33 protein-coding genes, 1 tRNA gene and 1 pseudogene are annotated in these 26888 nt (G+C 50.8%); 12 read left to right on the top strand and 23 right to left on the bottom strand.

Going from position 1 to position 26888, the window contains the following annotated elements; all coding sequences use genetic code 11:
* Positions 1-45: 45 nt before the first annotated feature.
* From ACZ44I_RS06840 to ACZ44I_RS06830, 3 genes and pseudogenes are all read right to left on the bottom strand, one after another.
* Positions 46-1473 carry an IS1634 family transposase gene (locus ACZ44I_RS06840; RefSeq protein WP_464576440.1) on the bottom strand — a complete coding sequence of 476 codons (1428 nt, stop codon included), beginning with the start codon at positions 1471-1473 and terminating at the stop codon, positions 46-48.
* Between the two features lie 43 nt (positions 1474-1516).
* Positions 1517-2965, bottom strand: coding sequence for an IS21 family transposase (gene istA / locus ACZ44I_RS06835; RefSeq protein ID WP_464576438.1), 1449 nt, complete (start codon positions 2963-2965; stop codon positions 1517-1519).
* A 124-nt stretch (positions 2966-3089) separates the two neighbouring features.
* Positions 3090-3779, bottom strand: a pseudogene (locus ACZ44I_RS06830) (IS1634 family transposase); the annotation flags it as partial.
* 232 nt (positions 3780-4011) lie between these two features.
* Between ACZ44I_RS06830 and hycI the strand changes: the two are divergent.
* Positions 4012-4464 carry a hydrogenase maturation peptidase HycI gene (hycI, locus tag ACZ44I_RS06825; protein WP_464551382.1) on the top strand — a complete coding sequence of 151 codons (453 nt, stop codon included), beginning with the start codon at positions 4012-4014 and terminating at the stop codon, positions 4462-4464.
* Here hycI and ACZ44I_RS06820 read toward each other — a convergent pair whose 3' ends face one another.
* The 14 genes from ACZ44I_RS06820 to ACZ44I_RS06755 are packed head-to-tail and all read right to left on the bottom strand — an operon-like array spanning position 4465 to position 12543.
* Positions 4465-4866 carry a 4Fe-4S dicluster domain-containing protein gene (locus ACZ44I_RS06820; RefSeq protein ID WP_464551384.1) on the bottom strand — a complete coding sequence of 134 codons (402 nt, stop codon included), beginning with the start codon at positions 4864-4866 and terminating at the stop codon, positions 4465-4467.
* A complete protein-coding gene (locus ACZ44I_RS06815; protein WP_464551386.1) occupies positions 4867-5877 on the bottom strand; it encodes a respiratory chain complex I subunit 1 family protein in 1011 nt (336 codons plus the stop codon).
* Positions 5871-7109 carry a hydrogenase large subunit gene (locus tag ACZ44I_RS06810; protein WP_464551388.1) on the bottom strand — a complete coding sequence of 413 codons (1239 nt, stop codon included), beginning with the start codon at positions 7107-7109 and terminating at the stop codon, positions 5871-5873. The genes ACZ44I_RS06815 and ACZ44I_RS06810 overlap by 7 nt, the downstream gene beginning before the upstream one ends.
* Complete coding sequence (locus ACZ44I_RS06805; RefSeq protein ID WP_464551390.1) at positions 7102-7758, bottom strand: NADH-quinone oxidoreductase subunit C; 657 nt, start codon at positions 7756-7758, stop codon at positions 7102-7104. Before ACZ44I_RS06805 ends, ACZ44I_RS06810 begins: the two co-directional genes overlap by 8 nt.
* On the bottom strand, positions 7755-8189 hold the full coding sequence (locus ACZ44I_RS06800) for an NADH-quinone oxidoreductase subunit B family protein (RefSeq protein WP_464551392.1): 435 nt from the start codon (positions 8187-8189) through the stop codon (positions 7755-7757). The genes ACZ44I_RS06805 and ACZ44I_RS06800 overlap by 4 nt, the downstream gene beginning before the upstream one ends.
* Positions 8186-8533, bottom strand: coding sequence for a hydrogenase (locus tag ACZ44I_RS06795; RefSeq protein ID WP_464551394.1), 348 nt, complete (start codon positions 8531-8533; stop codon positions 8186-8188). The genes ACZ44I_RS06800 and ACZ44I_RS06795 overlap by 4 nt, the downstream gene beginning before the upstream one ends.
* Position 8534: 1 nt before the next feature.
* Positions 8535-10091 carry a proton-conducting transporter transmembrane domain-containing protein gene (locus tag ACZ44I_RS06790; RefSeq protein WP_464551396.1) on the bottom strand — a complete coding sequence of 519 codons (1557 nt, stop codon included), beginning with the start codon at positions 10089-10091 and terminating at the stop codon, positions 8535-8537.
* Positions 10088-10432, bottom strand: a complete 345-nt coding sequence (locus ACZ44I_RS06785) for a sodium:proton antiporter (protein ID WP_464551398.1) — start codon at positions 10430-10432, stop codon at positions 10088-10090. The genes ACZ44I_RS06790 and ACZ44I_RS06785 overlap by 4 nt, the downstream gene beginning before the upstream one ends.
* Entirely contained in the window at positions 10432-10896 is a 465-nt protein-coding gene (locus ACZ44I_RS06780) for an MnhB domain-containing protein (RefSeq protein ID WP_464551400.1), read from the bottom strand. Before ACZ44I_RS06780 ends, ACZ44I_RS06785 begins: the two co-directional genes overlap by 1 nt.
* Positions 10896-11162 (bottom strand): hydrogen gas-evolving membrane-bound hydrogenase subunit E, encoded by a 267-nt coding sequence (mbhE, locus tag ACZ44I_RS06775; protein WP_464551402.1) that lies wholly within the window; start codon positions 11160-11162, stop codon positions 10896-10898. Before mbhE ends, ACZ44I_RS06780 begins: the two co-directional genes overlap by 1 nt.
* Positions 11159-11413, bottom strand: a complete 255-nt coding sequence (locus tag ACZ44I_RS06770) for a hydrogenase subunit MbhD domain-containing protein (RefSeq protein WP_464551404.1) — start codon at positions 11411-11413, stop codon at positions 11159-11161. Before ACZ44I_RS06770 ends, mbhE begins: the two co-directional genes overlap by 4 nt.
* Positions 11406-11765 carry a monovalent cation/H(+) antiporter subunit G gene (gene mnhG, locus ACZ44I_RS06765; RefSeq protein ID WP_464551405.1) on the bottom strand — a complete coding sequence of 120 codons (360 nt, stop codon included), beginning with the start codon at positions 11763-11765 and terminating at the stop codon, positions 11406-11408. Before mnhG ends, ACZ44I_RS06770 begins: the two co-directional genes overlap by 8 nt.
* The gene (locus ACZ44I_RS06760) at positions 11762-12019 is read right to left on the bottom strand and encodes a cation:proton antiporter (protein WP_464551407.1); all 258 of its coding nucleotides are present in this window, start codon (positions 12017-12019) and stop codon (positions 11762-11764) included. The genes mnhG and ACZ44I_RS06760 overlap by 4 nt, the downstream gene beginning before the upstream one ends.
* Before the next feature lie 17 nt (positions 12020-12036).
* Positions 12037-12543: a Na+/H+ antiporter subunit E gene (locus ACZ44I_RS06755; RefSeq protein WP_464551409.1), complete on the bottom strand. Its 507-nt coding sequence runs from the start codon at positions 12541-12543 to the stop codon at positions 12037-12039.
* Positions 12544-12736: 193 nt separating this feature from the next.
* Between ACZ44I_RS06755 and ACZ44I_RS06750 the strand changes: the two genes are divergently transcribed.
* On the top strand, positions 12737-14143 hold the full coding sequence (locus ACZ44I_RS06750) for a phosphoadenosine phosphosulfate reductase domain-containing protein (RefSeq protein ID WP_464551411.1): 1407 nt from the start codon (positions 12737-12739) through the stop codon (positions 14141-14143).
* Positions 14121-14726, top strand: a complete 606-nt coding sequence (gene hisH, locus ACZ44I_RS06745) for an imidazole glycerol phosphate synthase subunit HisH (protein ID WP_464551413.1) — start codon at positions 14121-14123, stop codon at positions 14724-14726. The genes ACZ44I_RS06750 and hisH overlap by 23 nt, the downstream gene beginning before the upstream one ends.
* Here hisH and ACZ44I_RS06740 read toward each other — a convergent pair.
* The 4 genes from ACZ44I_RS06740 to ACZ44I_RS06725 are packed head-to-tail and all read right to left on the bottom strand — an operon-like array spanning position 14723 to position 19170.
* Positions 14723-15343: an ArsR/SmtB family transcription factor gene (locus ACZ44I_RS06740; RefSeq protein WP_464551415.1), complete on the bottom strand. Its 621-nt coding sequence runs from the start codon at positions 15341-15343 to the stop codon at positions 14723-14725. The genes hisH and ACZ44I_RS06740 overlap by 4 nt on opposite strands.
* Complete coding sequence (gene alaS, locus ACZ44I_RS06735; protein WP_464551416.1) at positions 15336-18077, bottom strand: alanine--tRNA ligase; 2742 nt, start codon at positions 18075-18077, stop codon at positions 15336-15338. The genes ACZ44I_RS06740 and alaS overlap by 8 nt, the downstream gene beginning before the upstream one ends.
* Before the next feature lie 59 nt (positions 18078-18136).
* Positions 18137-18466: an SWIM zinc finger family protein gene (locus tag ACZ44I_RS06730; protein ID WP_464551418.1), complete on the bottom strand. Its 330-nt coding sequence runs from the start codon at positions 18464-18466 to the stop codon at positions 18137-18139.
* On the bottom strand, positions 18463-19170 hold the full coding sequence (locus ACZ44I_RS06725; protein ID WP_464551420.1) for a Nif3-like dinuclear metal center hexameric protein: 708 nt from the start codon (positions 19168-19170) through the stop codon (positions 18463-18465). Before ACZ44I_RS06725 ends, ACZ44I_RS06730 begins: the two co-directional genes overlap by 4 nt.
* A gap of 102 nt (positions 19171-19272) precedes the next feature.
* Between ACZ44I_RS06725 and ACZ44I_RS06720 the strand changes: the two genes are divergently transcribed.
* Genes ACZ44I_RS06720 through ACZ44I_RS06710 form a run of 3 tightly spaced genes read left to right on the top strand, consistent with a single transcriptional unit; the run spans position 19273 to position 21868 of the window.
* Positions 19273-20781 (top strand): homocysteine biosynthesis protein, encoded by a 1509-nt coding sequence (locus ACZ44I_RS06720; protein WP_464551422.1) that lies wholly within the window; start codon positions 19273-19275, stop codon positions 20779-20781.
* Entirely contained in the window at positions 20778-21164 is a 387-nt protein-coding gene (locus ACZ44I_RS06715; protein WP_464551424.1) for a 4Fe-4S binding protein, read from the top strand. The genes ACZ44I_RS06720 and ACZ44I_RS06715 overlap by 4 nt, the downstream gene beginning before the upstream one ends.
* Positions 21125-21868 carry a UPF0280 family protein gene (locus ACZ44I_RS06710; protein WP_464551426.1) on the top strand — a complete coding sequence of 248 codons (744 nt, stop codon included), beginning with the start codon at positions 21125-21127 and terminating at the stop codon, positions 21866-21868. The genes ACZ44I_RS06715 and ACZ44I_RS06710 overlap by 40 nt, the downstream gene beginning before the upstream one ends.
* Before the next feature lies 1 nt (position 21869).
* On the opposite strand, the gene ACZ44I_RS06705 is transcribed toward ACZ44I_RS06710, so the two are convergent.
* The gene (locus tag ACZ44I_RS06705) at positions 21870-22262 is read right to left on the bottom strand and encodes a hypothetical protein (protein WP_464551428.1); all 393 of its coding nucleotides are present in this window, start codon (positions 22260-22262) and stop codon (positions 21870-21872) included.
* A 35-nt stretch (positions 22263-22297) separates the two neighbouring features.
* Between ACZ44I_RS06705 and ACZ44I_RS06700 the strand changes: the two genes are divergently transcribed.
* From ACZ44I_RS06700 to ACZ44I_RS06680, 5 genes are read left to right on the top strand one after another with little or no spacing between them, the layout of a single operon-like run.
* A complete protein-coding gene (locus tag ACZ44I_RS06700) occupies positions 22298-22573 on the top strand; it encodes a MarR family transcriptional regulator (protein ID WP_464551430.1) in 276 nt (91 codons plus the stop codon).
* Between the two features lie 6 nt (positions 22574-22579).
* Complete coding sequence (locus tag ACZ44I_RS06695; protein WP_464551432.1) at positions 22580-23104, top strand: tRNA (cytidine(56)-2'-O)-methyltransferase; 525 nt, start codon at positions 22580-22582, stop codon at positions 23102-23104.
* Positions 23101-24174 carry an ATP-grasp domain-containing protein gene (locus ACZ44I_RS06690; protein ID WP_464551434.1) on the top strand — a complete coding sequence of 358 codons (1074 nt, stop codon included), beginning with the start codon at positions 23101-23103 and terminating at the stop codon, positions 24172-24174. The genes ACZ44I_RS06695 and ACZ44I_RS06690 overlap by 4 nt, the downstream gene beginning before the upstream one ends.
* Positions 24174-24689 (top strand): transcription factor, encoded by a 516-nt coding sequence (locus ACZ44I_RS06685; protein WP_464551648.1) that lies wholly within the window; start codon positions 24174-24176, stop codon positions 24687-24689. The genes ACZ44I_RS06690 and ACZ44I_RS06685 overlap by 1 nt, the downstream gene beginning before the upstream one ends.
* Positions 24690-24701: 12 nt before the next feature.
* Positions 24702-25208 (top strand): HD domain-containing protein, encoded by a 507-nt coding sequence (locus ACZ44I_RS06680; RefSeq protein ID WP_464551436.1) that lies wholly within the window; start codon positions 24702-24704, stop codon positions 25206-25208.
* A gap of 681 nt (positions 25209-25889) precedes the next feature.
* On the opposite strand, the gene ACZ44I_RS06675 is transcribed toward ACZ44I_RS06680, so the two are convergent.
* On the bottom strand, positions 25890-26390 hold the full coding sequence (locus ACZ44I_RS06675; protein WP_464551438.1) for a regulator of amino acid metabolism, contains ACT domain protein: 501 nt from the start codon (positions 26388-26390) through the stop codon (positions 25890-25892).
* Positions 26391-26596: 206 nt separating this feature from the next.
* Here ACZ44I_RS06675 and ACZ44I_RS06670 point away from each other — a divergent pair.
* Positions 26597-26681, top strand: a tRNA-Leu gene (locus tag ACZ44I_RS06670).
* The last annotated feature ends 207 nt before the right edge of the window (positions 26682-26888 follow it).

Genomic DNA, 26888 nt, shown 5'->3' with positions numbered 1-26888 from the left:
ATCGGGAAACTGTATTTGACAGTTGACGATTTTCCCATCAAAACTTCATGTAACCGTCCAATTATGCCGTAAAATCATCGTGTTAATGGCATCAAAATTGGAGTGAATGAACCTTTTTGTCTTCCTCATCCACGAATCAACCGTAACTGTCAAATTCGATAGCGCCTTTTTGATGAATGTCGTTGACGTATGCTTTAGTTCCGGGATCTCAAATCGGACCAGTGAGATGAATAACTGTGCAAGAAACCCAATGATTAACGCACCGTAAATGCTGTTATCAGTCCATACACGCAATGGTTTGATCTCGATCTCGTTCTTGAGAGAGTTGAATATCTTCTCGATCGAGTCCTTTTTTCGATAGGTCAGAAGGGCTTCAGTAAGTGTCAAATTCTTACTCGATTTCAGGCAGAAGAATCCCTCTCTGCCGGTGATGAACTTATCTTCAAGAAGCCTGACGGCATCATCTTCGGAGAGTTCAATCAGCTTTGTCTGGATGGAGTAATCCACATCAACAAGAAGATTGTTTATCCGGAATCGCTTTGGAAGACCCTTATTCTTGTCAATACTCTCCTGAATGGCCTTCGCTTCTTTTATCTCTCGCACAACTTTTCGGGCTCTGGATTCCAGCTGCTCTTTCTGCAGTTTTTCTGAGAAGTAGAGATAATTGATACTGTTCGGTTTCTCGATTTTAATCCCGCGGGTCCCAGATTCCTCATCAACCATCTGAGGATTATATGTCTCAAATTTGGCGATTATCTTGTCGTCGCTCTTGTTGAGCTTCTTTCCGGTGATGTACTGCATATTATCTGCCCGGATCATCTGGATATTGGCGACACTGTTCGCTCCTTTATCAAATATTACCAGAGAACCCTCTCTGAGACTGCCGCTTGATTGCTGATAGGTCTTCTTGAAGTGGATCTGATCATTGAGATTGCCGGGTTCGATTGTCAGCCCAATCGGGACATTGATCGGGTCGGCAAGTTCTGTGACACCAACGGTGATCTGTTTTTTATCTGGCCGATGATCACGACTGTAGCCATACTTTCCAAGCGGAGCCTTGGTACCATGAAGAACAATGCTGGTCCAGTCCATGTTGATGTTTGTATGCTCAAATTCATACCTCTCAAACAGGATGTCCTGGATATCGGAGATGATCTCTTCACGGTTGGCACCAAGGGTTTCAAGGACACGGTAGAGTGTTCTTTCACTGAATGATGGGAGAGAGAATTCGGTAAGCACTTCAGGCCGGTTGATCCATTCGTGAGACCGCTTTATGCTGAAGTTATCCGTCATTTTGTAGCTGACAAGAGCTTGAAGCAGATTATTGATGTCGATACCTCTTGTCTTGTGTTTCCCGAAAACAGAGGATAAATTCAGGGTTTCATACAGCCTTTCAACGAGAAGAAGGGTACCGATAGGAAAGGATATATTCTCATTCGGTTCAATCTGATTAGTTCTTAGTTTTGTTTGCATTTTGGTTCAATTCAAACATCACTAAGAACACATATATTTCTTGTTAATGGCAAAGTTGGGGTACAGAGAAGGCATCCTGAAAATCAAAAGGTTCAATCATCTGGACTGGATTCTGGAAGAGGAAGAATCTGAGTGTATCATAGGTGATGGGCATATTCTCTTCACTCAGCAGATCCAGAACTCCACAGAACGCCTCTTCTGAAGTGTCATTGACCAGATCAAGGATGGGGAGGAACTCTTTTGGATCACCTCGACACTGATGGGTGAAGAGATGCTTGAGTCGTGGATCACATTGGTTGAAGACTTTTGAATTGGCAAGCGCTCTTGGTTTTCGGTGGAACGTCTTGATGTAATGACGGATATCCGAGACCGGCTCCGGGCTGTTTGAACGGCGGGGATGAGTAGCAATGACCTGTTCACCATCGATCAGGCGAATAGTATCGACATACGCCTGCATGGTGATTGTCCTGCCACGATAGGTTGTCGGAACGGAATAGGAGGTGTTCTCGTATCGAACCATGGAATATTTGTTCAGGGTGGCTCTTCTGGTGTGACAGTTTGTATATTCAAGTGAAGGAAGGGGTTTCATGTGTGTACGTTCAACCTCCAGCCCCTCAGCCGGTGTCAGGTCACGGCGGTATGCCGGAAGATGGTTTATCTCGTCAATACAGGTGGAGAACCACTGGCACGCCTCCTGGAACGTGTCAAATGAGTCACGTTCACCGAATGCATATCTCCGGATATAGCCAACAGTCTCTTCATCTGTGCCCTTTTCCTGAGGTGAGGCAGCATTGCATACATGAGGTGTAAACCCATAATGTACTGCAAAACGAAGGAAATTGTCATTCAGCCGTTTCAACCGGGAATTATAGACGACACCGAGCCGATCATAGAAGATAGTCTCTGGAACGGCTCCAATTTCATTGAAAAAGTCGATATGGGTCTGGACTACTTCCAGATGTCCTGAATGCCGGAATAAACGGCCAAATCGATACAGAGAGGAGGGTAAGACCATTCCTCCACAGGAGAATGTGCACTCTTCACGCCCAATACACAGCACAACGTCTGCAAAGTCGAATTCGCCACGCCATCCTACGGGAGGTTCCTGTTCAATGAATGTCTCACGGAACGAGTGTTCTCTTTTCCAGCGACGGACCTCATCTTTGACGGTAGTATAGCCGATCGAGTAACCATCTCGCGTTGTGAGGAGCTGATGGATGCGTTTTGCAGTGATACGTTGTTTCCCACGATTACACTCACTCGATTCGAGGTATCCATGGATCTTCTCTTTTACCTCATCGGTGAGGACGCGGGAAGGTTGGATTACCACAGGATTGGCTGTGAGAAAGTCAGGGAGTTCTCCATTCTCCATCTGTTTCATCTGGCGAAGATAGCGTCTCACGGTATTGATGGACACATCAAGGCGTTGTGCGGTCTTTTTGATACTCCCATATTTCTCATAACAGTCGAGGATCTCTTTGATTTCTACCATTTCTTTCACCCTTTGTGCCACCTCATACCCTATTTAAAGGGAAGTGGCGGTTTTTGGCAAAAAGGGGGATCAATTTGGATCGGCGCACCTATATAAAGGGGGGATCAAAAGGAATCGGCGAAAACATACTCCCTGGATAGAGATCGTACATCACCGGGATACCAAGTTCCTTGTCCATGATGAGTGAGAGATTAATCTGGGGAAGTGACACGCCATCCCTGTTATATCCGTATTCAAGAAGGTTCATCAGAGAAGAATGACTGGAGAGACTGGTGATATCATAAATCAGTGTCCTTTTCGTCCTGTTCTCTTCCAGGAGTCTCGTCATCAGTTGTTGGGGAACAGTGCTGGACCCGATTCGAGCAAGCAGTTCACTGATTCTCTGTCCGGTAAGAGTAATCTGTGGCGAATCAAGAGCGAGAGTGGTTCCGGCGTACCATGCCCCGACATCTTTCATTGCCAGTGGTCTGATAATCCGGTTGAGTGCAAGTGCAGTTACCATTGCAGCATCTGAGTCATTAAGAATCTCATGCAGATATTGATCCAGTTTCAGGTCATGCATGATCTGCGTGAGGAGCATGACTGATCCATGGTCGTAGGCAGAACGGACAGCTACAGTTTTGGTATTTTTCCTGATCTTTTCCCTGACTTCTGGTGGTGCATCCCGCATACGAACGGGCTTTCCGTCAATATTTCGTCCAAGATATTTGGAGTTTTTATATCGAGTCTGTTTTGATACCGGGTCGTAATAGGGTGTTTCTTCGTACCAGTATTCTCTGTCGCCAGACTTTTTGATCCTTCGAATCGGTTCCATGGTGTGCCTACACAATATGGGCACATGATAGTATAAAGTACTTTCGATTACAAGCCCATATCGAGGATAAATTGAGGAAATGGATGGTTATGTGGGATCCTATTGTGATCCAGTGCCTATAAAAAGCGGGAGTTCAGGTTCTACCTCTTCCGGATTCTCTCCTGAGTAGCCTGCTTCTCTTCCTGCAAAAAAAAGCAGGTTGATGTAGTCTGAAGGATGAGATCTATCTACAATGAAGATCCTCCTTGGCGTTGGAAACACGCTCCTCTCAGATGATGGTGTCGGCTGTTGGATAGCCGATAGTTTCTCTTCAAACTGCTTCTCTTCAGATGGAATGAGAGCATTTCATGGCGGAACGGCACCAGAGAACTTCACCGCCCCGATCCGGCGTCTGGAACCGGAACTGCTTGTTATCGTGGATGCTGCGGATATGGGCCTTCCCGCAGGAAGTATCCGGATCATCCCCCCCGATCAGATCGATGATACGAGCATCGGCACCCACATGCTGCCGCTCTCACACCTGATCCACTATCTGTCATCTGACATTCCAAAGATCCTCTTCATCGGGATCCAGCCGGAGACCATCGAGCCTGGGGAGGGGCTCTCGCCTGCTGCAGAGACTGCGGCTGAGGCGCTCATTAACGTACTGAAAAAAGGAGAGTATGCCTCTCTGGAGAGGCTTTGATTATTCCACAATCTGGCTTTCGGCAAACCGATCCTCTGCTGCGAGCAGAAACTCCGGGCTCATGGTGAGGACGCCTTTTGGGCAGATGTCATTACACTGTGAACAGAAGATGCACTGACCTACATAAATCCTGATCCGTTTCGTCTCAGGGATGAACTCGATTGCATGTGCGGGGCAGACCCGGATGCAGAGATTGCATCCGATACAGCCGTCCCGGTCATAGACGATCCTGCCGCGGAATTGAGGAGGTGTTGCAACCGGGGGGTTGATTGTGGCTTCTCCCGCACCCACCTTCTTCAGGAACTCTGTCACTGATGGCGGGAGGAACCGTGATGGGAAGGGGTTTGTCGCAGGTGTCTTAAAGACCTGTGAGAGGATCTCCCGGATCATCGGAAGCGCCATTTAGAACCACCCCGCCAGCACCGAATCAAGGATCACAAGCGAGAGGCCAAAGAGTCCGGCAAGTCCAAGCCATACCCAGAAGAGGGTGACGACATGGGTGATTCTAAATCTCGCAAGACCGGTTTTTATAACCGTAACCGAGATGATCATCAGGACTATTACCTTTGCGAAGAAGAATGCGGCATCAACTGCAAGGGCAGCATAGCCGGCAAATCCAAGCAGTGGTGAGAGATTCCATGGGAAGAAGATTGCAACTGCAAGCCCGCCCATCACCAGCGTCTTCACACCCTGCGCAACCGTGAAGAGGCCGAGGTTCTTGCCTGAATACTCAACAAGCACTCCCCCGGCAAGCTCAGTCTCTGCTTCAGGGGTGTCGAAGGGGATCTTCGAGAGCTCAGCCGGCGACACCCAGGCAAAGGTGAGGAGCAGAATGAAGAGCCCCACCATCCCAAGGGGTCCGACCAGTGACCAGATCGGGTTTGCCACAATACTTGAGAGTGCGAAGGGATCGGCAACTCCTGATGAATAGAGGAGCCAGGCGACCGCGATCACAATGGAGGCAAGCGGGAGCTCGTATGCGATCATGCTCACCATCTCACGTTGTGCACCAACGGTTGCATAGGGTGATCCGGAGGCAAAACCTCCTGCAACCATCGCAAGTGCGGGAACCGCAAGGAGGTACATCACCAGGATCAGATCGCCATAGCCGCCGAGGATCGGCATCATCGAGCCGATCGGGAGGTACAGGAGCACCACAATTGATGAAGCGAGCGCTACAATGGGAGCGGCATTGAAGATCGACGGTATCGCATTTCCGGGGATGACATTCTCTTTCGAGAGGAGCTTCCTCAGATCAATAAAGGGCTGGCGGAGGGGGGGGCCGATCCGCGCCTGCATCCGGGCCGAGATCCTTCGATCGATTCCAAGGAGGATCAGCCCAAGAGCAATCCCGATGATCGAGAGGGCAATAGCAGCGAGAACGGTCACCAGAACGGTCTCAATGCTCAGCATCCCTGTATCCTCCGTGTCTTCTCAACCGAGAGCCGATGGAGATCTTCCTTTGTCATCAGATCCTGCTTTATGCCACGGACTACAGCAACCCTGTCAGTGCAGGAGAGGCAGGGATCGATCGAGGCGACGATGATCGGGACATCAGCAAGCTGTTCGCCTTCGAGCATCGGAATCCACGAGTGAAGATTGCTATAGCTGGATGCCTTCACCTTCCACATCGCTGGAGCCTCATGCCCGTCCATTGCCACATAGTGGAGGCATTCGCCCCGTGGAGCCTCGTGCCGACCAACCGCCTCGCCCTGTGCCTTCTTGCAGGCAGAGAGGAGCTTTGGAAGTTTCGGCTCCCAGAGGATCGCCCCTTCCGGCATCTCTTTGAGGCAGGTCTCGATGATCCCGATGGACTGCTCGATCTCAAGGAGACGGACGATGATCCGGTCATAGACATCACCGTTGATCTCGCCGCCATAGGCAGATGGTAAAATAGGGAAGATGTCGAGATCCCCATATGCCGAATAGGGGTAATCATGCCTGAGGTCCTTCATTACCCCGGATGCCCGTGCGGTTGGACCGACGCAGGAGAGTTCGAGGGCTTTCTCAAAGGTGAGTAATCCTGTACCTTTACACCGGATTGCAATTGTTGTGTCATTGAGGAAGAGGTTCAGCATCTTCCCAAGGAGTTCCCGGTACCCGTCCAGGCATTTCAGAATAGTCGGGTGCTGTTCCGGGACAATATCCCTCCTCACTCCTCCGATCTGCACAAGGCCATAGTTGACACGGTTGCCGGTGATGTACTCGATCACATCCATCGACTCCTCGCGGACACGCCATGCGAGATAGAAGAGGGTATCAAACCCGAGTTCATGGGCAGCAACACCTGCCCAGAGGAGATGAGACTGGACCCGCTCGAGCTCAGCGATGATCACCCGGATATAATCTGCCCGTGCCGGGACCTCGATATCAACGATCTGCTCGACTGCCCGTGCAAACGCTAACGAATGGGTTACTCCGCAGATTCCGCAGATCCGATCGGTCAGGTGGACGATCTGGACCGGGTTTCTGTGCATCCCCATCCATTCAATCCCGCGGTGCGTCTGGCCGGGAGCAAAGTCCGCCTTCCTGACAACCTCGCCTTCCATCTCAAAGAGGAACTGGACAGGCTCTTTGAGTGCCGGATGGATCGGGCCGATCGGGACGACATAGGGAGCTTTCTTCCCGGGACTATCGTCACTCATCTGTCTTCACCTCCGCTTCAGACTTCTTCTCTTCTTTCTTCACCTTCTTCTCCTCAGGATCAGCCTTTGGCTCTTCTTCCTTCTCGGTTACCGGTGGTGCGGGACGATTCGTCGGACGCCCCACCTCCCAGAGGTGCTTCACCATTGTATCGGGGATACCGGTCTCGTCTTTTCTGAGAGGGTAGACGCCCTCGGGGAAGTCTTCTGGCAGGAAGAGCCGCCGTCCGTCCGGGATATCCTGAATTTTCACGCCGAACATCTCCTGTTTCTCCCGCTCGGTGAAGAGCGCCCCCGGCATGATATCGGTGATGGTCGGGAGCACGAGGTCATTCTTTTTGAGGGGAACTGTGAAGATCACCATATATTCCCCATGCCTCTCACCGAAATAGATCGAGAAGATGTACTGCATGCGAAGCTCCTCTCCGGCATCCCAGCCTGAAATCACTGAAAGATGCGGGTAGGAGATCTCCTTTAACATAGAGATTGCCGGCTTCAATGCATCACGGGTGATGGTCATCCAGATATTCGTATTTGGGTTCTTCTTTGCACCTTCAGCCCGGATCTGAATTCTTGGATCAGAGACCAAATCACCAAATGCTGTGGTGAACCGGTCGATCAGTTCCTGTGGTGTCAGTATCGTCTCGTTCATTCTTCACCTCCTTCTATCCGTTCAAGTTTTGTAAGTGCTGTGACGACACCATAGATGATCGCCTCTGGCCGGGGAGCACATCCCGGGACATAGACATCCACCGGAATGATCTCATCAACTGGCCCATCCAGGTTATATGAGTCATAGAAGACCCCGCCGGACTGCCCGCATGTCCCGATACAGATGACAACCTTTGGTGAGGGCATCTGTTCGTATACACGCCTGAGCCTCGGTGCCATCTTCTTTGTCACCGGTCCTGTCACAAGCAGGACATCCGCATGCTTTGGAGATCCAACAAGTCTCACGCCGAAACGTTCGGGATCATAGCGGGGGGTGATCGTTGCGACGATCTCGATATCACATCCATTGCAGGATCCTGCATTGAAGTGGAATACCCAGAGGGATCGCTTGAAAGATGGGGAGAGTGTCATAGGAAGATCACCACCAATGCGAAGACGGCAATTATAACACCAAAGTACCAGAGCATATAATCATTCAGATCTCCCGTATGGAGCGGAACCAGGCGGGAATAATATCCTTTCAGCCCCTCGGTGAACCCCCAGTAGAGGTTTCCACCGCGGATATGCACCGCGTTCTTCTCTGGTTCTGCATTGCCCGAGAGGTATGGTTTTACCTGTTCTGTCCCTTTCTGGTATGTTGAAACCCCGCTCCTCCAGATCAGGTACGCCACGATGCTTGTGATCAGAAACGCCAGAATCCAGATGATCGGATTCCAGAATCCCGTTCCTGTGAAAAGGGTTGCTGTAATATCCATATCAGATCCCTCCCATTACAGAGGCGATATAGCCGGTTTTGTCGATAAGTGCCAGTGCGGCGGGTTCAACGAGCGTATTCACAACGAGATCCGGGAAGAGCCCGAAGAGTATGATCAGAACAGCAAGAAGTCCCATTCCAATGAGCATCGGCATCGGCACTTCCTTCACCGCCTCATATTGAGGAAGCTTTGGTCCCATGAAGATCGAATGGAAGACCTTGACAAAAGACGCAAGCGTCATTATTGAGACCACCATTGCAATCACCGCGATGAAGGGGTTGAATATGAAGACCGATTCATAGATCATCAGTTTGGAAGCAAAGCCGTTAAAGGGCGGGATGCCTGCAATTGCAAGTGCTGCAATGATAAAGAATCCCATCGTCCATTTCATCGAATGGCCGAGTCCTCCCAGATCGTTCAGGTTTGCGGTTCCACACCGATAGATGACTGCGCCTGCGATCAGGAAGAGGAGGCCCTTGTAGAGGGCATAGTTGATGATATGGAAGATCCCTCCCTCCATCGCGACAACCCCAAACTGTGCGAGCATCTGGGAATCACCAAGCACCGCGAGACCGACACCAAGTCCGACAAGCATGTATCCAATCTGTGAGACTGAGTGGTATGCCATCAGCCGCTTCACATCCTTCTGTGGGAGCGCCATCGAGACACCGATGAACATCGAGAGGATACCGAGGATGATGATCACCCAGCCAACAGTCACCACGTTCATCGTCAGGCCGAATAAGCTGAATGCAATCCTGAAGATCGCATAGAGGCTTGCCATACTGGAGACGATCAGGAGCGCTGTGATTGAAGATGGTGCACTCGAATAGGTATCCGGTGTCCAGAAGTGCATCGGAACCGATCCGGACTTCATCGCGAGCGAGACGACCATCAGGACGACTGCCACAAGCGAAAGACCGGTAAAATCGATCACCGAGGCGATATAGGCGATATTGAGCGAGTTGTACTGGCCATAGAGCATCCCGACTGCAATGAGGAAGAAGAGGCCCGCAACAGTCGAGATGAACGCATACTTCAGGCCTCCCTCAACCGCAACACCGCCCTTGATCCGGTATGCGGCAAGTGCTGCACCGGCGAGCGAGTTGATCTCGAGGAAGACGAAGAAGTTGAAGAGATCCCCTGTTGAGACCATCCCAAAGATTCCGGCCATCAGCAGGAAGAGGAGGGCATAGTACCCGTCCTGCCCGGTCTGTTCGGACTCACTTGAGATCGAGTACAGGGTAGCGGCAAACATCATGATCGCTGCAGTCAGGATCATGAATGCCGACATCGCATCGATCACAAAGAGGATCCGAATCGGCACTCCGCCGGAATCAAAGGGTATAGCCTGCGCAGAATCGAATGCGCCGAATGCGTAGACGATTGTTCCCTGTGTCAGGACTTCCCAGACAAGGATCAGGGCTGCTGCAACCGTTGCGAGCATGGCGATAATTGCCCATGAATTACGCACCCGCCGTCCGATCAACCCGATAAGCGGCATCGCAAATGCCGCGAGCAGGGGAATTGCCAGTAATAACGCTGCATACTGGCTCATTCCCTCAGCCTCCTGATGTTGTTTGTTTCGACTGATCCATATTTCCTATAGATCATGATCGCAAAGGCAAGGAGAAGCGCTGTTGTTGCAAATCCGATGACAATGTTTGTGAGAGTCATCGCCTGCACGGTAGGGAGCACCATCTCTCCGCTCGGAGCACTGGTGAAGATGGGGGCAATCCCTCCTTCGCGGTACCCGAGAGTAACGAGGAAGAGGTTTGCCGCACCCTCGATGATAGCAAGCCCCATGATCATCTTGATCAGATTCTTCTTCAGGAGAATTGTGGCAATCCCAATCCCTGCGATCAGGACTACAGCCAGGTATGGTATCTGTTCGATCATCAGATCTTCTCCTTTATCCCTGAGAGGAGTGCAAGCAGGATCACGCTGATCGCTCCTACGACTTCAATACCAACAGCCAGATTCATGATCGGGATCAGCCCTCCGGTATTCAGGTTTGCCGCACCGGATCCAAATGCAACGATATCACCAAAGATGAATCCACCTGGTGATAACCAGTTGAAGAAGAATCCCGCACCTATTGCCATCGCAGAGAGGGCAGCAATGATGAAGAGGAGCAGTCCTGCAGACTCAAAGCTCTTCATCATCACCTGTCTGACAACGCTCGTGCTCTCGGTATAACGGTATGCCAGAAGGAGGAGGAGAACTCCCGATGCGAGGATGGCACCGCCCTGGAACCCTCCGCCCGGGGTGAGATGGCCATGGATAATGATATAGAATCCATATATCAGGATGAACGGAAAGAGAATATCCGCTGTTGTTTTTACAATTGAACTCATCTGCATTAATCATCCCTCCGTCTTCTCAGAACAAGGCTGGCACCAAGAGCAGCTGTAAAGAGCACCGCCGCTTCCCCGAGGGTATCAAAACCCCTGTAGTCGAAGAGGACGGCAGTGACAACATTATTTGCACCACTCTGCTGCTGGCTGTTCTCAATGAAATACCGGTCCATTGGATGATCGACGGGATCGCCAAAGGTAAGTCCGCTCACAATCACACCGAGCATCCCGATCATCAGGATGGTAATGATGATGGAGAGTTTCTTCTTCATGCCTCATCACCCTCCTGTCTTGTGGTGCCCCGGATTGCGATCATGAAAGCAGCAGTCGTGAGTCCGGCTCCGATAGCAGCTTCTGCAATGGCAACATCGGGTGCCTGAAGGAGATAGAATTCAATTGCCAGGAGGAAACTGAAGAGCCCGAATGCGACTGCTGCTGATACGAGGTCCTTGAATTTAAAGACCAGAATTGCTGAAACAATCATCCCGGTGAGGATGAATGCGTGAAGGATTATTTCAATCACGGGACTTCACCTCCAGGAGGCGATCGACAACTGAAGGGTCTGGCAACTGCCCGCTTCTATGTGCGGCCCGTGCGATGGCATGGGAACCGGTTGCATTTGTGAATGCAAGGGCAATAACGGCGATTGCAGTATGGATTGCAAGGGTAAGGTACTGGCTGTCGTTTGTTCCGGCCAACATTCCTCCGGCATAGAGGATGACCCCGAGTGCGAGGAATATTGTTCCGAATGTCGTCATCTTCGTCTCTGCATGGAGACGGGTATAGACATCAGGGAACCTGAGGATACCGATAACTCCGAGTGTATTGAAGAGTATACCGATTCCAAGGCATATCATTGCTGCTGTCTGAATCATAATTCTCCTCCGATATACTTCGAAATGGCGATGGTTCCGAGGAATGAGAGGAGGGCATACACGATCGCCACATCCACAAAGATCGTCTGCCCGAGATAGACGGCAAGGAGAATCATCGCCCCGACAATAAGGGTGTTGATTGTATCAAGAGCAACGACCCTGTCCGGTGCTGTCGGCCCGATTGCAAGCCTCAGTGCAGAAAAGAGTATCAAAAGTCCGAGAACTGCAATTGCGAAGAAGAAGATATCGTTCATTCTGCAATCCTCCTGATCTAGCCAGGTATATTAAAGAATGAGAAGAGCTCACGCGCATCAACCACCTTCTTATCACGGAGTTCATCCGGGACATTGATCAGATGCACATACAACTGCTTTGTTGCATCATCAACATCAACCGAGAGCGTCCCGGGGGTGAGGGTGATCGAGTTTGCCAGAAGCAGCATGCCGAGATCTGTCTTCATCCCGGTATTCACCCTGACAATACCCGGCTTCACGTTTCCGGTTATCACCCGGATGGCGACATCGATATTTGCCCGTGCCATCTCGATGAAGAGCGGAATAATTGCATAGACGGGCAGAAGAATGAGGCGTATGGGGTTTGCCATACGGAGACTTCCGCTCCTGCAGAATATCCGGTATGAGGCGAGACCAACAATGATTGCCAGTATAAAGCCGATGATCAGTTCGGTTTCAGACCAGAGAATGACCGTTCCTGATCCGGCTGTCAAAAAGAGATATGCCACAAAAGCGGCTATTGTGGTTGCCAGGAATCGGATCACTGGTGGACAACCCCCCTTGTGCAACGGCAATGCGTCGTCATATCCCGCAAAGAATGATACAAACGCGGTAGATGTAACTCCAGCCCTTTGTTTGTCATGATCAATAATGATCGTTTCGTAAAATATGGTTTTCCATACGTGCAGGATGAACCGATGCTTCGCTTTTTAACCAATGCTCAATAATAGAATAGAGATGAAGTCACCGTATCTTGGCGCCATCCCCCTCCACTGGTGTGACGCCTGCCATGTACCGGTTCTTGGGAAACGGTGCGGCTGCGGGGAGAAGACGCGTTTTGTCGGAGTTACACCCCCGGGAGATCTCCGTCCGGCATTTCCCTCTGATATCGAACTGATAAACCATCTGTTTGAGGAGTCATTTGGCTCCCCACTTATTCCAAAAGATCACCTCGCCATTCTGAACAAGGTCCCCGATGATGACAGGATGGAGGAGATCATCGTCGGCGGGGCAATCGTCGGTGCAATCAGGTATCTTCCCGGAGAGAGCCGGTGGGAGGTGCTCCCGCGCCCGGATGCCACCCGCCTGATGACTCCGAAGCTCCGATATGTGATCGTTGATGATGGTGCCGCTGTATTCATCAAAGATGGTTCAAGCGTTCTTGCACCCGGAGTTGTTCTGATCGAATCCCATGTAGAGAAGGGAGATGAGGTCTTTGTCCTCACAACAGATGGCACCTGCATTGGTGTCGGGCGGGCAAAGATGGGTGAAGAAGAGGCACGGGGGATAGCCCGCGGCCAGGTCGTCCGTCTCAGAAAGAATGCTCCACAGGTTTGCAGCCCCAGTCCTGGAACATGGGATGATGCGGTGGATGCAAACAGGGAATATCTTGCAACAATGGAGGCAGACTCCATCACCTTCATCCGCGATCTGGCAGAAGAGGAAGATCTCCCGGTCACGGTATCATATTCGGGTGGAAAGGACAGCCTTGTCACCCTCCTTCTTGCACTGAAGGCAATCGGACCTGTTCCCTTGCTTTTTGCAGATACGGGCCTTGAGTTTCCGGAGACACTTGAAAATATCTCGGCTGTCTCAGATCGCTATTCTGTCACTGTCCTCAGGGGAGATGGTGAAACTGGTTTCTGGGAAGGTTTTTCAAGGCATGGCCCTCCGGCAGTCAACTTCAGGTGGTGTTGTCGGGCATGCAAGCTGAATCCTGTCAGAAGATTGATCGAACTTGAGTTTGGAGAATGCCTCTCTCTCATCGGTCAGAGAAAGTACGAGTCTGCAAAGAGGATGAAGAGCCGGCGTGTCTGGCGAAACCCAAATGTTCCCAACCAGCTCTCGGCAGCCCCGATCCAGCACTGGAATGCACTCCATGTCTGGCTGTATCTCTTCCAGGAGAAGGCGCCGTATAATACACTCTATGAAGCGGGCCTCGATCGAATCGGGTGTTATATGTGCCCATCAAGTGATATTGCACATCTCAGGATGATAGAAGAGCGCTATCCGGCACTCTGGGAGGAGTGGAGATCTGCTGTTACAGAGTATGCTGAAGCCACCGGCCGTCCGGACAACTGGTTTGAGAGCGGTGCGTGGAGGATTGAGAAAGGAGAGACTGATGACGAAGATAGCCATTATTGATTATGGTCTTGGAAACCTCAGATCGGTATTCCGGGGCATCGAGAAGGCAGGTGCACGACCGATCATCACTCATGATCCAGAAGAGATCCGATCTGCCGATGGCATTATCCTGCCTGGTGTTGGCGCATTCTCTGAGGGTATGGGTCGGCTCTCACCTCTCAGGCAATGCCTCCTCTCTGTTGCCAGAGATGTGCCGCTCCTTGGGATCTGTCTTGGAATGCAGATGCTGATGGATGAGAGTGAAGAACATGGGAACCACAAAGGACTCTCGCTGATCCCCGGACATGTCCGCAAATTTCAGCCGCAGCCAGGAATGAAGGTTCCACATATGGGTTGGAATACCATTCATCATGCAATGCCGGATGATCCGCTCCTCTCTGGAATAGATGAGGGGGGTTATGTCTATTTTGTCCATTCATACTATGTTGACTGCCCAATCGAGTACCGGCTCTGTGAAACCATCTATGGTGTCTCGTATTCCTCGGCAGTCAAGAAGGATCACATATACGGTGTACAGTTTCATCCGGAAAAGAGCGGGGAGACAGGCCTTCTGCTTCTGAAAAATTTTATTGGAATATGTTAATACCGCTCATCGCGGAACCAGTGTATCGCTTCGTACACGATTAAGGCCAATAAGACCAGGCAACCCCCAAGGAAGAAGGCCATGACAAATTCATGCACCATCGGGGGCAGTGAAGTGCCTGCTCCTCCCACTGCCCGTGCTGCAATCGGCATTGCATCAGTGATCTGTATGGCTTCTGGTGGTGCACCTGTAAATACCATCATATCTTCTGAAGAAGCTTTTGCTCCCTGAAGGAAAGGCAGATATAAGGTGAGAAGAGCAGTTCCTGCGATGAAGACACCGAGTGTGGCGGCATATTTCTTCATCATGCCGATTGCACTCGCTCGTCCGGGCGCTACGATCAGGATCTGGTTCTTCAGGCTGTAGATCTTGATCTCGCGGCCTTTTGCACTCCAGCGGGTATCTGCCACCTCAATTACACCTGCATCAAGCAGGTTGCCGAGATGGTATTTTGCGGTGGTGAGAGGAATATGAAGCTCTTCTGCTAACGCAGTTGTGCTCTTTGGGCTATCCGAGAGGCTTCGCAGGAGATCGCCTGCGGTCGGGCTTGACATCGCCTTTGCTATCTTCTGTGCCTGTTCTTCACCAGGTTCAAGGAATACTATCTCTTCAGCCATTGATCATCGTCTGTATGATTTCACGGGCTTTCTCAAGTGCACCGGGGATGGCATCCGGATCTTTCCCGGCCCCCTGCGCAAGTCCGGGTTTTCCTCCGCCCTTCCCACCAAGAACAGTACAGATCTCGCGGACAATTGCACCAGCATCAACTGAATTATTTCCGGATCCGGCAACAACACGGATGCCATCGCTTGTAGAGATGAAGAGGGCCACTCCCTTCTGTTCAGAGATGCCTGATGCCATATTGACCAGTTCTTTCTGTGTTCGATCGATCTGACGGATGATAACATTCACCCCGCCAATCTCCTCACCGCTCATGTTCTGTAGTGACAGATCTGCGAGTCTCTGTTCCAGATCCTCGATCGTTTTCCCCCGCTCCTTCCATTCAGAGAAGAATCGTTCCACTGACTGGGGGAGATGCTCCACCTGAACCGAGAGGGTGGCGGCAGCCTCGTTGACAATATCCTGCAGGTGCTGCATGGCATAGATCGCAGCAAATCCTGCTGAGAACTCAATTCGTTCGACACCATCCTGAATGTGTTCTATCCTGAGTATCTTGATGATCCCCACTTCACCACTGTTCCTGCAATGGGTTCCTCCACATGCCTGGACTTCTGTGCCCATCTGGACAACACGGATATCTTTTCCTTTGGGAACACCTCCCTGGTAGAGTGCGAATCCGAATTTCTCTTCGGCACGGTTTCTGTCTTCAACTTTTATAAAAACAGGCATGTTCTCCATAATGATCTGGTTTGCAACGATCTCAATCTGCTTTGCCTCTTCCGGTGTAATATGTGAGAAATGGCGAATGTCAAGCCTGGAACTATCAATCCCATTCTGAGATCCGGCCTGGTGAATATGAGGACCGAGAATTTGTTTACAGGCACGGAGAAGGATATGGGTGCCGGTATGGTGACGCATCAGCGACCAGCGCCGTTCCTCGTCAACACTACCTTTTACCCGTTCTCCCCTCTTCAGGACTCCGCCTTTGATCTTATGCAGGATTCGATCGTCTTTGATGATTGCTTCATCCACCCGGACAACATTCTCTGTCGTTACCAGCGTCCCGGTATCCGAGGGTTGCCCTCCGCCATCCGGATAGAAGAGGCTCTGGTCAAGGACGACAAATCCATCGAAATAATCGAGGACAATTGCATCGAATTCAAATTCATAGGGTCGTTCATAATAGAGCTTTTTGGTTGGGGGGAGTCCCGTGATCCTCTCATCAAACTTCTTTGTACCGGACTCTTCCTCTGATACTTCAGCCTCAGAGTGCATATCTGCGATAATTGAATCGAGATCGTCGGGGAGATCGAAGTCGGCCCCCTCATTCGTCAGTATCTCCCGCATCAGGGCAGTCGGAATACCATGCGATTCATAGAGAGTGACCATCTCATGGAGCGGGACAGGTTCGTTCTTTTTGATATAGGTCTTGGCAATACGCTGGACGACCCTGCTTCCCCTGGCAATGGTCGTTTCATATTTCTCTGTTTCACGATCGATTATCTGCCTGACTATATCCCTGGTCTGCTCAAACTGATCAAAGCCTATTGTATTCATCTGGGCGAGAACCAGATCCGAGAGCGTCTCATCCAGATTCAGCTCGCCCATCATCCTGAGACTTCTCCTGAGAACAAGCCGTGCCAGATATCCTTCACGTGCATTTGATGGGACGATGCAGTCCCCGAGCATATATGCAAGGCATCGGGTATGATCGCAGAGTGCGTAAATCCTCTCGATTGGCGTGATCATCTCCTCAAGTTTACCAATGCTGATACCGATTGAGTCTGCAACCTTCCTGCGGAGATGAACCAGTTTTTCTCCCCTGATATCGATAAGCCCGGCGAATTTTGCGTTTAAGCCAAGGATATTGGTAAACTCGCTATTATCCAGAAGGTGCTCGAGTCCGGCCGATCCCATCAGTCGGGATACCATCTCCGGGAATACTGCATCATAGATGGTTGGTGATCCTTTTGATGCCCAGACGAATCGCTCAAGGCCATACCCGGTATCTACGATCCGAAGATCCATCGGATAGTACTCTTTTCCATCGATCATTGTCGGTGAGTGAGCTGTCTTTGTCCTTCCAAGGTTCATGAAGACGAGGGTGGCAACCTCCAATCCTCCGATAAGCACCTCAACGCTTGGACCTGCATTGCCTCCTCCATACCATGGATGCTCCTTGAAGGTGAGGCTCTGAAGATCCCCGCCAATCGATCTGATGAAATTCGAACAGAGTTCAAGTGTATCTTCTTTCCAGTAGATCTCTTCATCTGCGGAGTTGAAGGCATGATGTGCCATCATCTCAAAACAGGTGAGATGCCTGCCTGATCGTCCGACTGCATCCAGATCATTTAAGCGGATACATGGTTGGGATATTGTGAGGGGGTTTGCCGGGGGAGGAACAACCCCTCCGGTTACAAATGGCTGAAAATCTGCAATTGATGCAATCGTCAGATAGATATCGTCACGCCAACGTGCGGCGACCGGGTAGCGTTCGATTCGTGTATGATTATTCGTCTCGAAAAATGAGAGGAATGCCTCACGCATCTGATCGAGAGAATGCGGTTTAAAGATCGGCTCTCCGATGAACTGATATGGCTCACAGGGTGCATCTCCACATAACTCACGATCCGGATCCTGTGTCCAGAAGGCTGCCCCACAGGATCTGCATGTTTTCCTCAGAAATCCATTGGATCGAAAATAATCCAGCTCGTATTCTTCCTCAAGCATGAACAACCACGTGCTTGGTATAGGTTCTGTTCGTCACCATAAATGGTTTCTCTTTGGATTCATCCTGTATCGTCTCCATTTGGAGGTTCGCTATACCAGAGATCGAACTCCTCGTAGAGGTGGCAGATATCGGCGATCCGAACCGCGATGCTGTGCCAGCAGACTCCTCCCCGAAAACGGAAGTCATCACAGGTACAAAATCCATCTTCGACAATATATTCGTCAGATCGTCCAACGACGACCCAGAAGTCCCGGTACTTTTTAACATTGCCATGCTCGGCTGCAAGAATTGCCTTTTCACCACGTTCATGGTATGCATGGATGAGAGAACGTTTTACCTCTGATGAGAGCTCCTGACTCTGCTCCAGCTGTACCCAGGGATTAATCATACCAGCAGGCAGCTTTCAGGTGGATCATCAATATATGTCCACCCCATCCTCTCCGAGAGAGCCTTCATGCCGGGCGATTCAAGGGCATAGTGTGTAGCTTCAATGCAGGGAAGTGGTATCTGGCGCCCGATGCTATGTTTCATCTCAGAGGAGATGAAAATCTCTGCTCCGCATCGTACTGCCTCATCCATGAGATCCGGCGAGAAACCTGATCCGCCCACAACAGCAACCCGATTATGGGTGGTGATTGCTCCATGAACCCGGACGCCACACCCAAGAAACCTGATCAATTCATCGATCCCAAGGTGGCAGTCACCGACAATCCCAAGGCTCATCCGTCTCCTGTTCGTTAATCCGATCTGATCGGCAAGCGCATCGTTAATTCCATTCTCCGCATGATCGAAATTCGTATGCATCACAAAGAGATTCATATCATTCTCAAGGAGTATCTTCAATATGCGCGCAGTTGTCCCGATGATCCGGGTAACCGGGGTAAAGAGAGGGGTATGATGCACAACAAGCATATCTGCACCGAGATTTGCTGCTGACTGTACAACCTTTGGGGTTGGATCTAGTGCTGCAACAACCACACCGATATCCTCTGTTCCCTCGACAACGAGTCCGATTCTGTCTGAATCGAACTCTTCTGCAAGCGATGCAGGGGCTATCTTCTCCATCTGATTGAGGAATGCCGATAGCTTCATGGAATTTAGATTGAATCGGAGAAGGCATAGGTCTTGCGATGCGAAATATTACTCTTAGGTATTATTCGGAACCTTTTTTAATGCATGGAGAAGATATTGAGTATGACTAAATCCATCGAAGAGATAAATCTCAAAATACGCGATGGAAGTGCTGTTGTTGTCACTGCTGAGGAGATGCCTGATATCGTCTCCGAACTGGGCGAGGAAGGAGCCTTGCGCGAAGTTGATGTTGTGACAACAGGCACCTTCGGCGCGATGTGTTCTTCAGGAGCTTTTCTGAACTTCGGCCATGCTGATCCACCTATCCGGATGGAGAGGATCTGGATCAATGATGTCGAGGCATATGCCGGGATTGCCGCCGTGGATGCATATATTGGAGCAACGCAGGAGTCCACCACAGCAGGGTCAAAATATGGCGGGGCTCATGTTATCGAGGATCTCGTATCCGGCAGGCAGATTGAGGTTCGTGCCATATCAAAAGGAACAGACTGCTATCCCAGGAGGACGATCACAACAGAACTCCTGCTTGAGGATCTGAATCAGGCGGTGATGGTCAATCCAAGAAATGCATACCAGTCTTATAATGCGGTTACCAACCGATCTGACCGGACACTGAATACCTACATGGGAATGCTCCTCTCAAACCAGGGAAATGTATCTTATTCCGGTGCCGGTCTCCTCTCCCCGCTTGCAAACGATCCGCATTTCAACCTGATCGGATCCGGGGTTCCGTTGTTCCTTGGTGGTGGAGAAGGTGTCATTGTTGGAGAAGGGACACAGAGTTCTCCGTCAAATGGTTTTGGTACCCTGATGGTAAGTGGAGATCTGAACTCAATGACTCCTGATTATCTTCGTGCTGCGAGTTTTACCGGCTATGGTGTCAGCCTGTATGTTGGTCTGGGTATAGCTCTCCCCATGCTGAATGTCGAAGCGGTGAAAAATTGTGCGGTCCGGGATGAAGATCTCATCACCTCCATCGTTGATTATGGGACTCCAAGGAGAGACAGGCCGGTTGTTCGGACGGTATCATATGCCGAACTGAAAAGCGGACATGTTGAGATAGATGGCGAGATGGTCAGGACATCCTCCCTGTCCAGCTACAGCCATGCCCGGCAGATTGCTCAGGAACTGAAAAGTCTGGTTGAGGCTGGATCATTTACGGTTGCACTCCCGACACGACGAATTAATACCGGAAAAAGAAGTCATCCAATGAGGGAGACGCGGCAAACACCGAGGATACGCGAGATTATGAATCCTGCGGTTGCCACGATCACCGAAGACGAGTCAGTGAAGACTGCTGCCCGAAAACTCCTCAAGGGTGAGACAAATCATCTGCCGGTGATCGATTCCCAGGGGAAGCTGGTTGGGATCATCACAACCTATGATGTATCCAAGTCAGTTCTTCTAAAAGGAGATTCCATGAAGGTGTCTGAGATCATGAGTAAGAAGGTCGTTGTTGTTACACCTGATGAGCCTGTTGATGTGGCAGCACAACGGCTTGAACAGCATAACATCAGTGCGCTCCCGGTTGTCGATAGTGAGTTCCACGTCATTGGGATCTTAAATGCAGTTGATCTCGGCAAGCTCTTCTCACGGAGGTGGCAGCCATGAAACTCTTCCTGACTATTCAGAGGGATGTCGTGAAGCGCCCGCTCATTTCACAGGTGGTTCTTGAAACCGGGGTATTGATCAATGTCGAACGTGCTCATATCGATTCCAATGAAGGATGGGTACTGATTGATATCCCGGAGAAAGAGGAGGTTCGAATAACTGCCCGTTTCATCGAGCTTGGTGTGCAGGTGAAGAAGCTCGAGAATGCTGTTGTTCATGACGAACATGAGTGCGTTGAGTGCGGTGCCTGCCTCTCAATCTGCCCGCAGGAGGTCTTCTCATTTGATCAGGAGTTCCACCTCGTGATCAAGGAAGACCGATGCATCCTCTGTGGACAATGTGTTTGTGCCTGTCCACACCAGGCACTCTCCATACGACAATGATCCGGCGGCATTTCCAGTACAAACAGACGATCACGACAATCCTCGCCGATTGTGAAGCAGATATTGATCTGGCAAAGGCAGGAATTCTCGATGCACGCATAGCTGTCGAGGCAATGGTGGCAGCTGATCCCTTTTTTGCCTCGACCTTTGAGCCCTATGATCCAGGATCCGATCATCCGGTGATCTGCCGGATGGTGGATGCTGCATATGAAGCTCGTGTCGGCCCGATGGCAGCGGTTGCCGGAACAATCGCATGGGCAGGGGTGGAAGCGATGCAGGATGGGGGTTCCCTCTTTGGTGTTGTTGACAACGGCGGCGATATCGCCCTTATGACAGACCGTCTTCTCAGGATAGGGATGTATGCGGGCAGTGCCTCAGCAGGTGGGCAATCTGCATTTCTCTGCCCGCCACAGGAGAAGATATATGGTGTCTGTACCTCGTCTGCAACGGTTGGCCCTTCAATATCACTTGGAACGGCCGATGCTGTTTGTGTATTTTCCGATGATGTGTCAGCAGCAGATGCCTGGGCAACTGCACTCTGTAATCGCCTCTCAGCCGATGATCAGTCGGAATTCAACCGCCTCCCCGGTTCACGGGTTCATGGTGCTGTTGCGATCTTTGGCGACTCTCTTTTTTCGTATGGCAGTGTCCCTGAGATCGTTCCCGCAAAAATTGATATGAATCTGATCACACGGGGGATCTGACTTATTCAAATTCTTCTGCAAATCTGATCGCAAGCCGGTGTGCATCCTTCCCTCTGAAGGTTGCAAGAATATCCTTCTCTATTCTGACCTGGACAACCGGATTCTCCCCCTGAACGAGAAAAATAAGTTCGACGAGACCTATCTCTTCGAGGAGGGTGCCTTTCTCAAGAGATGAAGCTGGCTGAAGGAGAAGTCTGTCGATGATCAACTCATCCGGGATTTCCCTGAAGAGATAGATATAGACCTGATAGGCGTTGAGGAAGTCGGATATCAACAGTTCAGATCGAACCCCGGGTGTCAGGTTGGAGATTCCCTGCACCAGCCGATTGTCGTCGTCATCAGCATAGTCGAGGAGTTCGTCTGCAATCCCGGCGAGGGTAGCATTCTGGTTCACAACATATATTGTTTCTTTTCACTCCATAATACTCTGTGAAAGATGAAGAGGTTGACTGGGATGTCTATCATCGGATTGTCTGCAATCAGGCAAACACCGTTTCTGGTATAGAGAAGGTCTGTGGATTCTCGTCTGATCGGGTGCGTGCCTCTGTTGATCGGCTCAAGCACTACCTCCTCATAAAAGAGGAGAATGGGCTGCTTCACCCTCTTGCGATTGAAGAGATGCTCCTCTGCTGCCGGATGCGGCATGCACAGGATCTTCCGTTCACAATTGAAAATGGTGTTATTAAGATGAAAAAGGAGGATTAGAGCGCTATGGTTCGATCCGCTATACTCAGGATTGGTCATCGACATGATCGTGATCAACGGGTGACGACGCATGTCGGACTGACCGGACGTGCGCTTGGCGCAGATGGCATGTATCTTGCAGCAGATGATCCCGGGGTTGTTATGAGTATCGAGGGAGTTGCACGACGTTTCGGCGGGTCATTCTTTGTTCAGAATAATGTCTCATGGAAGCGTTGTATTCGGGAGTTTCAGGAGTCGGGTGGGGTTGTTGTCCACCTGACAATGTATGGTCTCCGTATCCAGGACACGATCGGCGAGATACGCACGCGCGAGAAGGTGCTTGTCATCGTCGGTGCTGAGAAGGTGCCCGGTGAGGTCTATGGTCTTGCAGATTATAATATTGCGGTAACAAACCAGCCCCACTCGGAGATAGCAGGACTTGCTGTTTTTCTTGACCAGTTGTATGAAGGGAAAGAACTGGACCTGGAGTTTCCTGATGCAGAGATCAGTGTTGTTCCCTGTGAATGTGGCAAAGAGATGGTCGAGCGGTGACAAAGACTGTTCTTGTCGCGGGGTTTGCCACACGGCATGTTGCGCGATCTGCGAGAAGGGCGGGTTACCGGGTGTGTGCGGTCGATCACTTCTGTGATTTGGATCTTGGATGGAGTGTTTCGGATTATGAGGGGTTCCTGGAACTCACCGATCTCCCTCTGGCAATTGAGAAGATTCTATCGCGCAATTCGATCGACCATCTTGTGCTCACCTCAGGTGCCGAGTCAGCGATCTGTCCGGGTATCCCGCGCGCAGGTACTGATCCTGAGGCGATCCAACCATTTCTTGATAAATCTGCAACCCAGTCATTCTTCTCCCGGTTGGCTGTGCCTCATCCCGGAATTGCTGAAGAGGGTAGATATCCTGTTATGATCAAGCCCGTCTGCGGTGCAGGGGGGTGGAGAAATGCGATTGTCAGGACAGAAGAGGAGAAAAAAGCATGGATCGCAGGTTTTGATCTCCCCTATATCTGCCAGCAGTTTGTTTTGGGACTGCCTGCAAGCGTCTCCTGTGTCTCAGATGGCAGACGGGCTGTAGCTCTTGCAGCCAATGAGCAGATCCTCCGTGGATCAGGTGATTCTGCATTTGGCTTTGCCGGATCGATCACACCGTGCGATCATCCGCTTGCTGGTGAGATGATGGCAACAGCCGAGCGGATTGTTGCTGCGAGCGGGTGTGTCGGGTCTGTCGGCGTTGACTTTGTGCTCTCTGATGAAGCGGTTGCAATCGAGGTGAATCCACGGTTTCAGGCGACCCTTGATACGGTTGAGGGATCGACCGGAGTAAATCTCTTCTCTCTGCATATGGATGCCTGTTCCGGGAGACTCCCCCTTGAAAGGCCAGAACCGATCCGCTATTTTGCCCGGCGTATCCTTTTTGCCGGGAAGGATTGCATGGTTCGATCACGGCTGGATCGATTCGCTGCGATTGCTGCGGATATCCCCCATATCGGAACAGAATTTGCCGAAGGGGATGCAATGATCAGTGTTTTTGGATATGGTTCTTCAAGGGATGATGCCCTTCGGATGCTGGATAACCATATTAGTCTCATACGCCAATATCTTGAATGATGCAACAAGTGGAAGAATTATTAGAGAAGCAGGCGATCCATTCTTTTTTCCTCCGGCTTGTTGGTGAGGAAGGAATTCAGCTCCTGCTGCGGTTCCCTGATGATGGAGAGCATAGTGATGAGGAGCTTGCCGAACAAACCGGGATCAATCTGAATTCTGTCAGGCATACTCTCTATACCCTCTATGAACGGAGACTGGCTGTGTATCGGAGGGTAAAAGACAATGAAACCGGCTGGCTTACGTATCTCTGGCACCTGCAACTTGATCAGCTGGATCCTGTGCTGGAAGAGGATCTGGAGAAGGTGAAGGAGAAGCTTGTCGCACGTGAGAGGTATGAGGAGGAGAACGACTTTTATCTCTGCAAGACCTGTGGTGCGATGCAAACCTTTAACGAGGCATATAAACACGACTTCTCCTGCACCACCTGCGAAGTTCCACTCTCACACTTTGATAACGAGATGCTCGCTCTTGCTCTCCGGCGAAGACTTGAGGCGATCAGCGAGACACTCGGATAATCTCTTTTTTGTATGACTTTTCCAACCTCGATTGATGAGTCGATGTGTCTTTGGCATCTGGTTGGCGCTGGTTGTTCTCAGAAGGTGATCGCCCATGTGCGTGCGGTTGCCGGTGTTGTTTCGGAGTTTCTCGATGACGAAGCCGTTGACGGGGCTCTTGCGACCTGCGGGGCTCTTCTTCATGATATAGGCAGATCAGAGAGCCACTCACTGGATCATGCAATAATTGGCGGCGATATATGCCGGAAAAGGGGTCTCCCCGAGGAGATCGCCCGTATCGTTGAGCGGCACCTTGGAGCTGGGCAGACTGCGGATGAATACCTCCAGCTCGGCTACCCACCCAGAGATTGTATGCCTGTTACTCTCCCCGAGAAGATCGTCGCCCATGCCGATAATCTGGTGAAGGGGACTTCAGTGATTCATATCGAGGAGCGGATGATGAAGATCCTTGATCTTCCAAAGAAGAAGCGGCGCCGGACATATCGGCTGGCAGTTGAAATGGAACTTTTCAGGAGATGAAAGCCGAAAATAACCGAGTTTCTCTCTACTGTTCCGGCTGGATGGGTTATCTTCAATCTCTCTTATCTCAGAAACATACACTGTATGAGTTGAGAAGAGCAACCCAATAACAGCCACAGGAGTTACGGGATCTCAGTGCATTCAGAAAATCAGTGGATGATGCGCTCTGCCGCTCCCTCACGAAAAGGAGCACATTCCAAGCCTGCAATCGCCATAGTACGATATGCATTACCGCACCACTATGGGCTCACTTATTTCCCGCACCAGGTACCGGCGCTCACTCGCGATTGCTCTTACCCACCCGATATCCTTACACCCCCTTCAGGCGAAGGGGGCAGGGGGGTTTGCCGGAGGGAGGAGGGTCACAGAGCAGTAGATCTGGTAAGGGAGATGGAACCTGCCTGTAAGCGCTTGTCGAAATAGGCTGAATCGAGTATGGTTTGACCCCTCGCACCTCCGGGGGGGTACTGCCATCCCCCTCCGGCTCTCAGGGTAGGCGGCCTGGCGGCCACCGAGCGGGGCGTGTCGCCCCGCCAGTGAGGATGGAAGCGCTTCGCGCATATGATGTTGTCCTAGGTCTCTAATACATGCACAATTACAATGGATGCTGCCTGTAAGCGACTGCTGATCAAAGCAGATTCAGGTATAGTGTGCCGGTCATTTTTTTTTCTAATCTGGTTCTCAGAGTATGAGCCGCTTCACCTGCGGTAGCTCCCTCAAATCTTCGATGACTCCGTGGGGGAGGGCTCCGTCAATGATCATCACAAGTTTTGGCTCTTCGGAAAAGATCGGATCGGTCACGAAGAGCTGGCGTATGGAAAGGTCATATTCTGCAAGCACCCTGACGGCCGATGCAACAATGTGTTTGTCTGAAGCGTTCTTTGGGATGAGCGTAATGATTGCGAGGCCGAGCACTTCTGCAACCTGCGAGAGATCCGGTGTCACGCGGATGTTACAGAAGACCTGGCGCAGGGTCTCGTGATCAAGGATACTGCGGGCGGTGGTATCGACGACACGCCTGTCAACTCCTATTGCACGCGCTACCTGGGTGGCGGGCATCTCGATCCCATTTGCGGTGACTTTCCCTGACTCGTTCACCCCAAACCCGTTTTCGAGGAGGAATCTGACAACGCGGAGTTGTGATGGGGAATCTGAGAAGGCATCAATGATATCGTACCACATAGTCACCTGATGATTGGTGCCATGACGGAAAAAGGATGCGATGTATAATGATGCAGAGTGGTGTGTATCAGTGTACATAGTCGCCGGAAATAGAGCCTGGAAATGATGAGATCTTCGATCAAGCGTGTCAGACTTCCCCTCTCCGGCAGGAAAGCGAGATCGATAGCATTTTTAAGGATAGCATCGTATTTGTTTAAGTCAACCGAGCGAGGGTTGCCGAGCCAGGTCAAAGGCGCTAGCTTGAGGGGCTAGTCTCGTAGGGGTTCGCCGGTTCGAATCCGGTCCCTCGCATTTTCTTTTGTTGTTTTCTGTAATGGCAAAGATATTTCATTTTAGAGAAGGCAACTTCTTCTTCTCCCATAATTCGCTGCAGATGGCTGAAATGATGTTCTCGGAATATCCTTCTGATTGAGCGTTCTTTTAACAAAAGTGGATTAATGAGCAGTTATTCTGCTCATTTCCTTTTGCTTGCTCCTTCTGAGTTACCTGTCTATTATC

The organism is Methanocalculus pumilus (assembly GCF_055382585.1).
This window is presented reverse-complemented; position numbering and strand designations above follow the sequence as displayed.

Coding starts and splice junctions, on each gene's coding strand:
- ACZ44I_RS06680 (WP_464551436.1), top strand. CDS start 24,702: ATGACTTTTCCAACCTCGATTGATGAGTCGATGTGTCTTTGGCATCTG.
- ACZ44I_RS06725 (WP_464551420.1), bottom strand. CDS start 19,170: ATGAAGCTATCGGCATTCCTCAATCAGATGGAGAAGATAGCCCCTGCA.
- alaS (WP_464551416.1), bottom strand. CDS start 18,077: ATGCTTGAGGAAGAATACGAGCTGGATTATTTTCGATCCAATGGATTT.
- ACZ44I_RS06785 (WP_464551398.1), bottom strand. CDS start 10,432: ATGATCGAACAGATACCATACCTGGCTGTAGTCCTGATCGCAGGGATT.
- ACZ44I_RS06800 (WP_464551392.1), bottom strand. CDS start 8,189: ATGACACTCTCCCCATCTTTCAAGCGATCCCTCTGGGTATTCCACTTC.
- ACZ44I_RS06695 (WP_464551432.1), top strand. CDS start 22,580: ATGGTTCGATCCGCTATACTCAGGATTGGTCATCGACATGATCGTGAT.
- ACZ44I_RS06715 (WP_464551424.1), top strand. CDS start 20,778: ATGAAACTCTTCCTGACTATTCAGAGGGATGTCGTGAAGCGCCCGCTC.
- hisH (WP_464551413.1), top strand. CDS start 14,121: ATGACGAAGATAGCCATTATTGATTATGGTCTTGGAAACCTCAGATCG.
- ACZ44I_RS06815 (WP_464551386.1), bottom strand. CDS start 5,877: ATGCTGAGCATTGAGACCGTTCTGGTGACCGTTCTCGCTGCTATTGCC.
- ACZ44I_RS06750 (WP_464551411.1), top strand. CDS start 12,737: ATGAAGTCACCGTATCTTGGCGCCATCCCCCTCCACTGGTGTGACGCC.
- ACZ44I_RS06675 (WP_464551438.1), bottom strand. CDS start 26,390: ATGTGGTACGATATCATTGATGCCTTCTCAGATTCCCCATCACAACTC.
- ACZ44I_RS06795 (WP_464551394.1), bottom strand. CDS start 8,533: ATGGATATTACAGCAACCCTTTTCACAGGAACGGGATTCTGGAATCCG.
- ACZ44I_RS06760 (WP_464551407.1), bottom strand. CDS start 12,019: ATGAACGATATCTTCTTCTTCGCAATTGCAGTTCTCGGACTTTTGATA.
- ACZ44I_RS06805 (WP_464551390.1), bottom strand. CDS start 7,758: ATGAACGAGACGATACTGACACCACAGGAACTGATCGACCGGTTCACC.
- istA (WP_464576438.1), bottom strand. CDS start 2,965: ATGGTAGAAATCAAAGAGATCCTCGACTGTTATGAGAAATATGGGAGT.
- ACZ44I_RS06685 (WP_464551648.1), top strand. CDS start 24,174: ATGCAACAAGTGGAAGAATTATTAGAGAAGCAGGCGATCCATTCTTTT.
- mbhE (WP_464551402.1), bottom strand. CDS start 11,162: ATGAAGAAGAAACTCTCCATCATCATTACCATCCTGATGATCGGGATG.
- ACZ44I_RS06790 (WP_464551396.1), bottom strand. CDS start 10,091: ATGAGCCAGTATGCAGCGTTATTACTGGCAATTCCCCTGCTCGCGGCA.
- hycI (WP_464551382.1), top strand. CDS start 4,012: ATGAAGATCCTCCTTGGCGTTGGAAACACGCTCCTCTCAGATGATGGT.
- ACZ44I_RS06810 (WP_464551388.1), bottom strand. CDS start 7,109: ATGAGTGACGATAGTCCCGGGAAGAAAGCTCCCTATGTCGTCCCGATC.
- ACZ44I_RS06730 (WP_464551418.1), bottom strand. CDS start 18,466: ATGATTAATCCCTGGGTACAGCTGGAGCAGAGTCAGGAGCTCTCATCA.
- ACZ44I_RS06740 (WP_464551415.1), bottom strand. CDS start 15,343: ATGGCTGAAGAGATAGTATTCCTTGAACCTGGTGAAGAACAGGCACAG.
- ACZ44I_RS06780 (WP_464551400.1), bottom strand. CDS start 10,896: ATGCAGATGAGTTCAATTGTAAAAACAACAGCGGATATTCTCTTTCCG.
- mnhG (WP_464551405.1), bottom strand. CDS start 11,765: ATGATTCAGACAGCAGCAATGATATGCCTTGGAATCGGTATACTCTTC.
- ACZ44I_RS06820 (WP_464551384.1), bottom strand. CDS start 4,866: ATGGCGCTTCCGATGATCCGGGAGATCCTCTCACAGGTCTTTAAGACA.
- ACZ44I_RS06840 (WP_464576440.1), bottom strand. CDS start 1,473: ATGCAAACAAAACTAAGAACTAATCAGATTGAACCGAATGAGAATATA.
- ACZ44I_RS06720 (WP_464551422.1), top strand. CDS start 19,273: ATGACTAAATCCATCGAAGAGATAAATCTCAAAATACGCGATGGAAGT.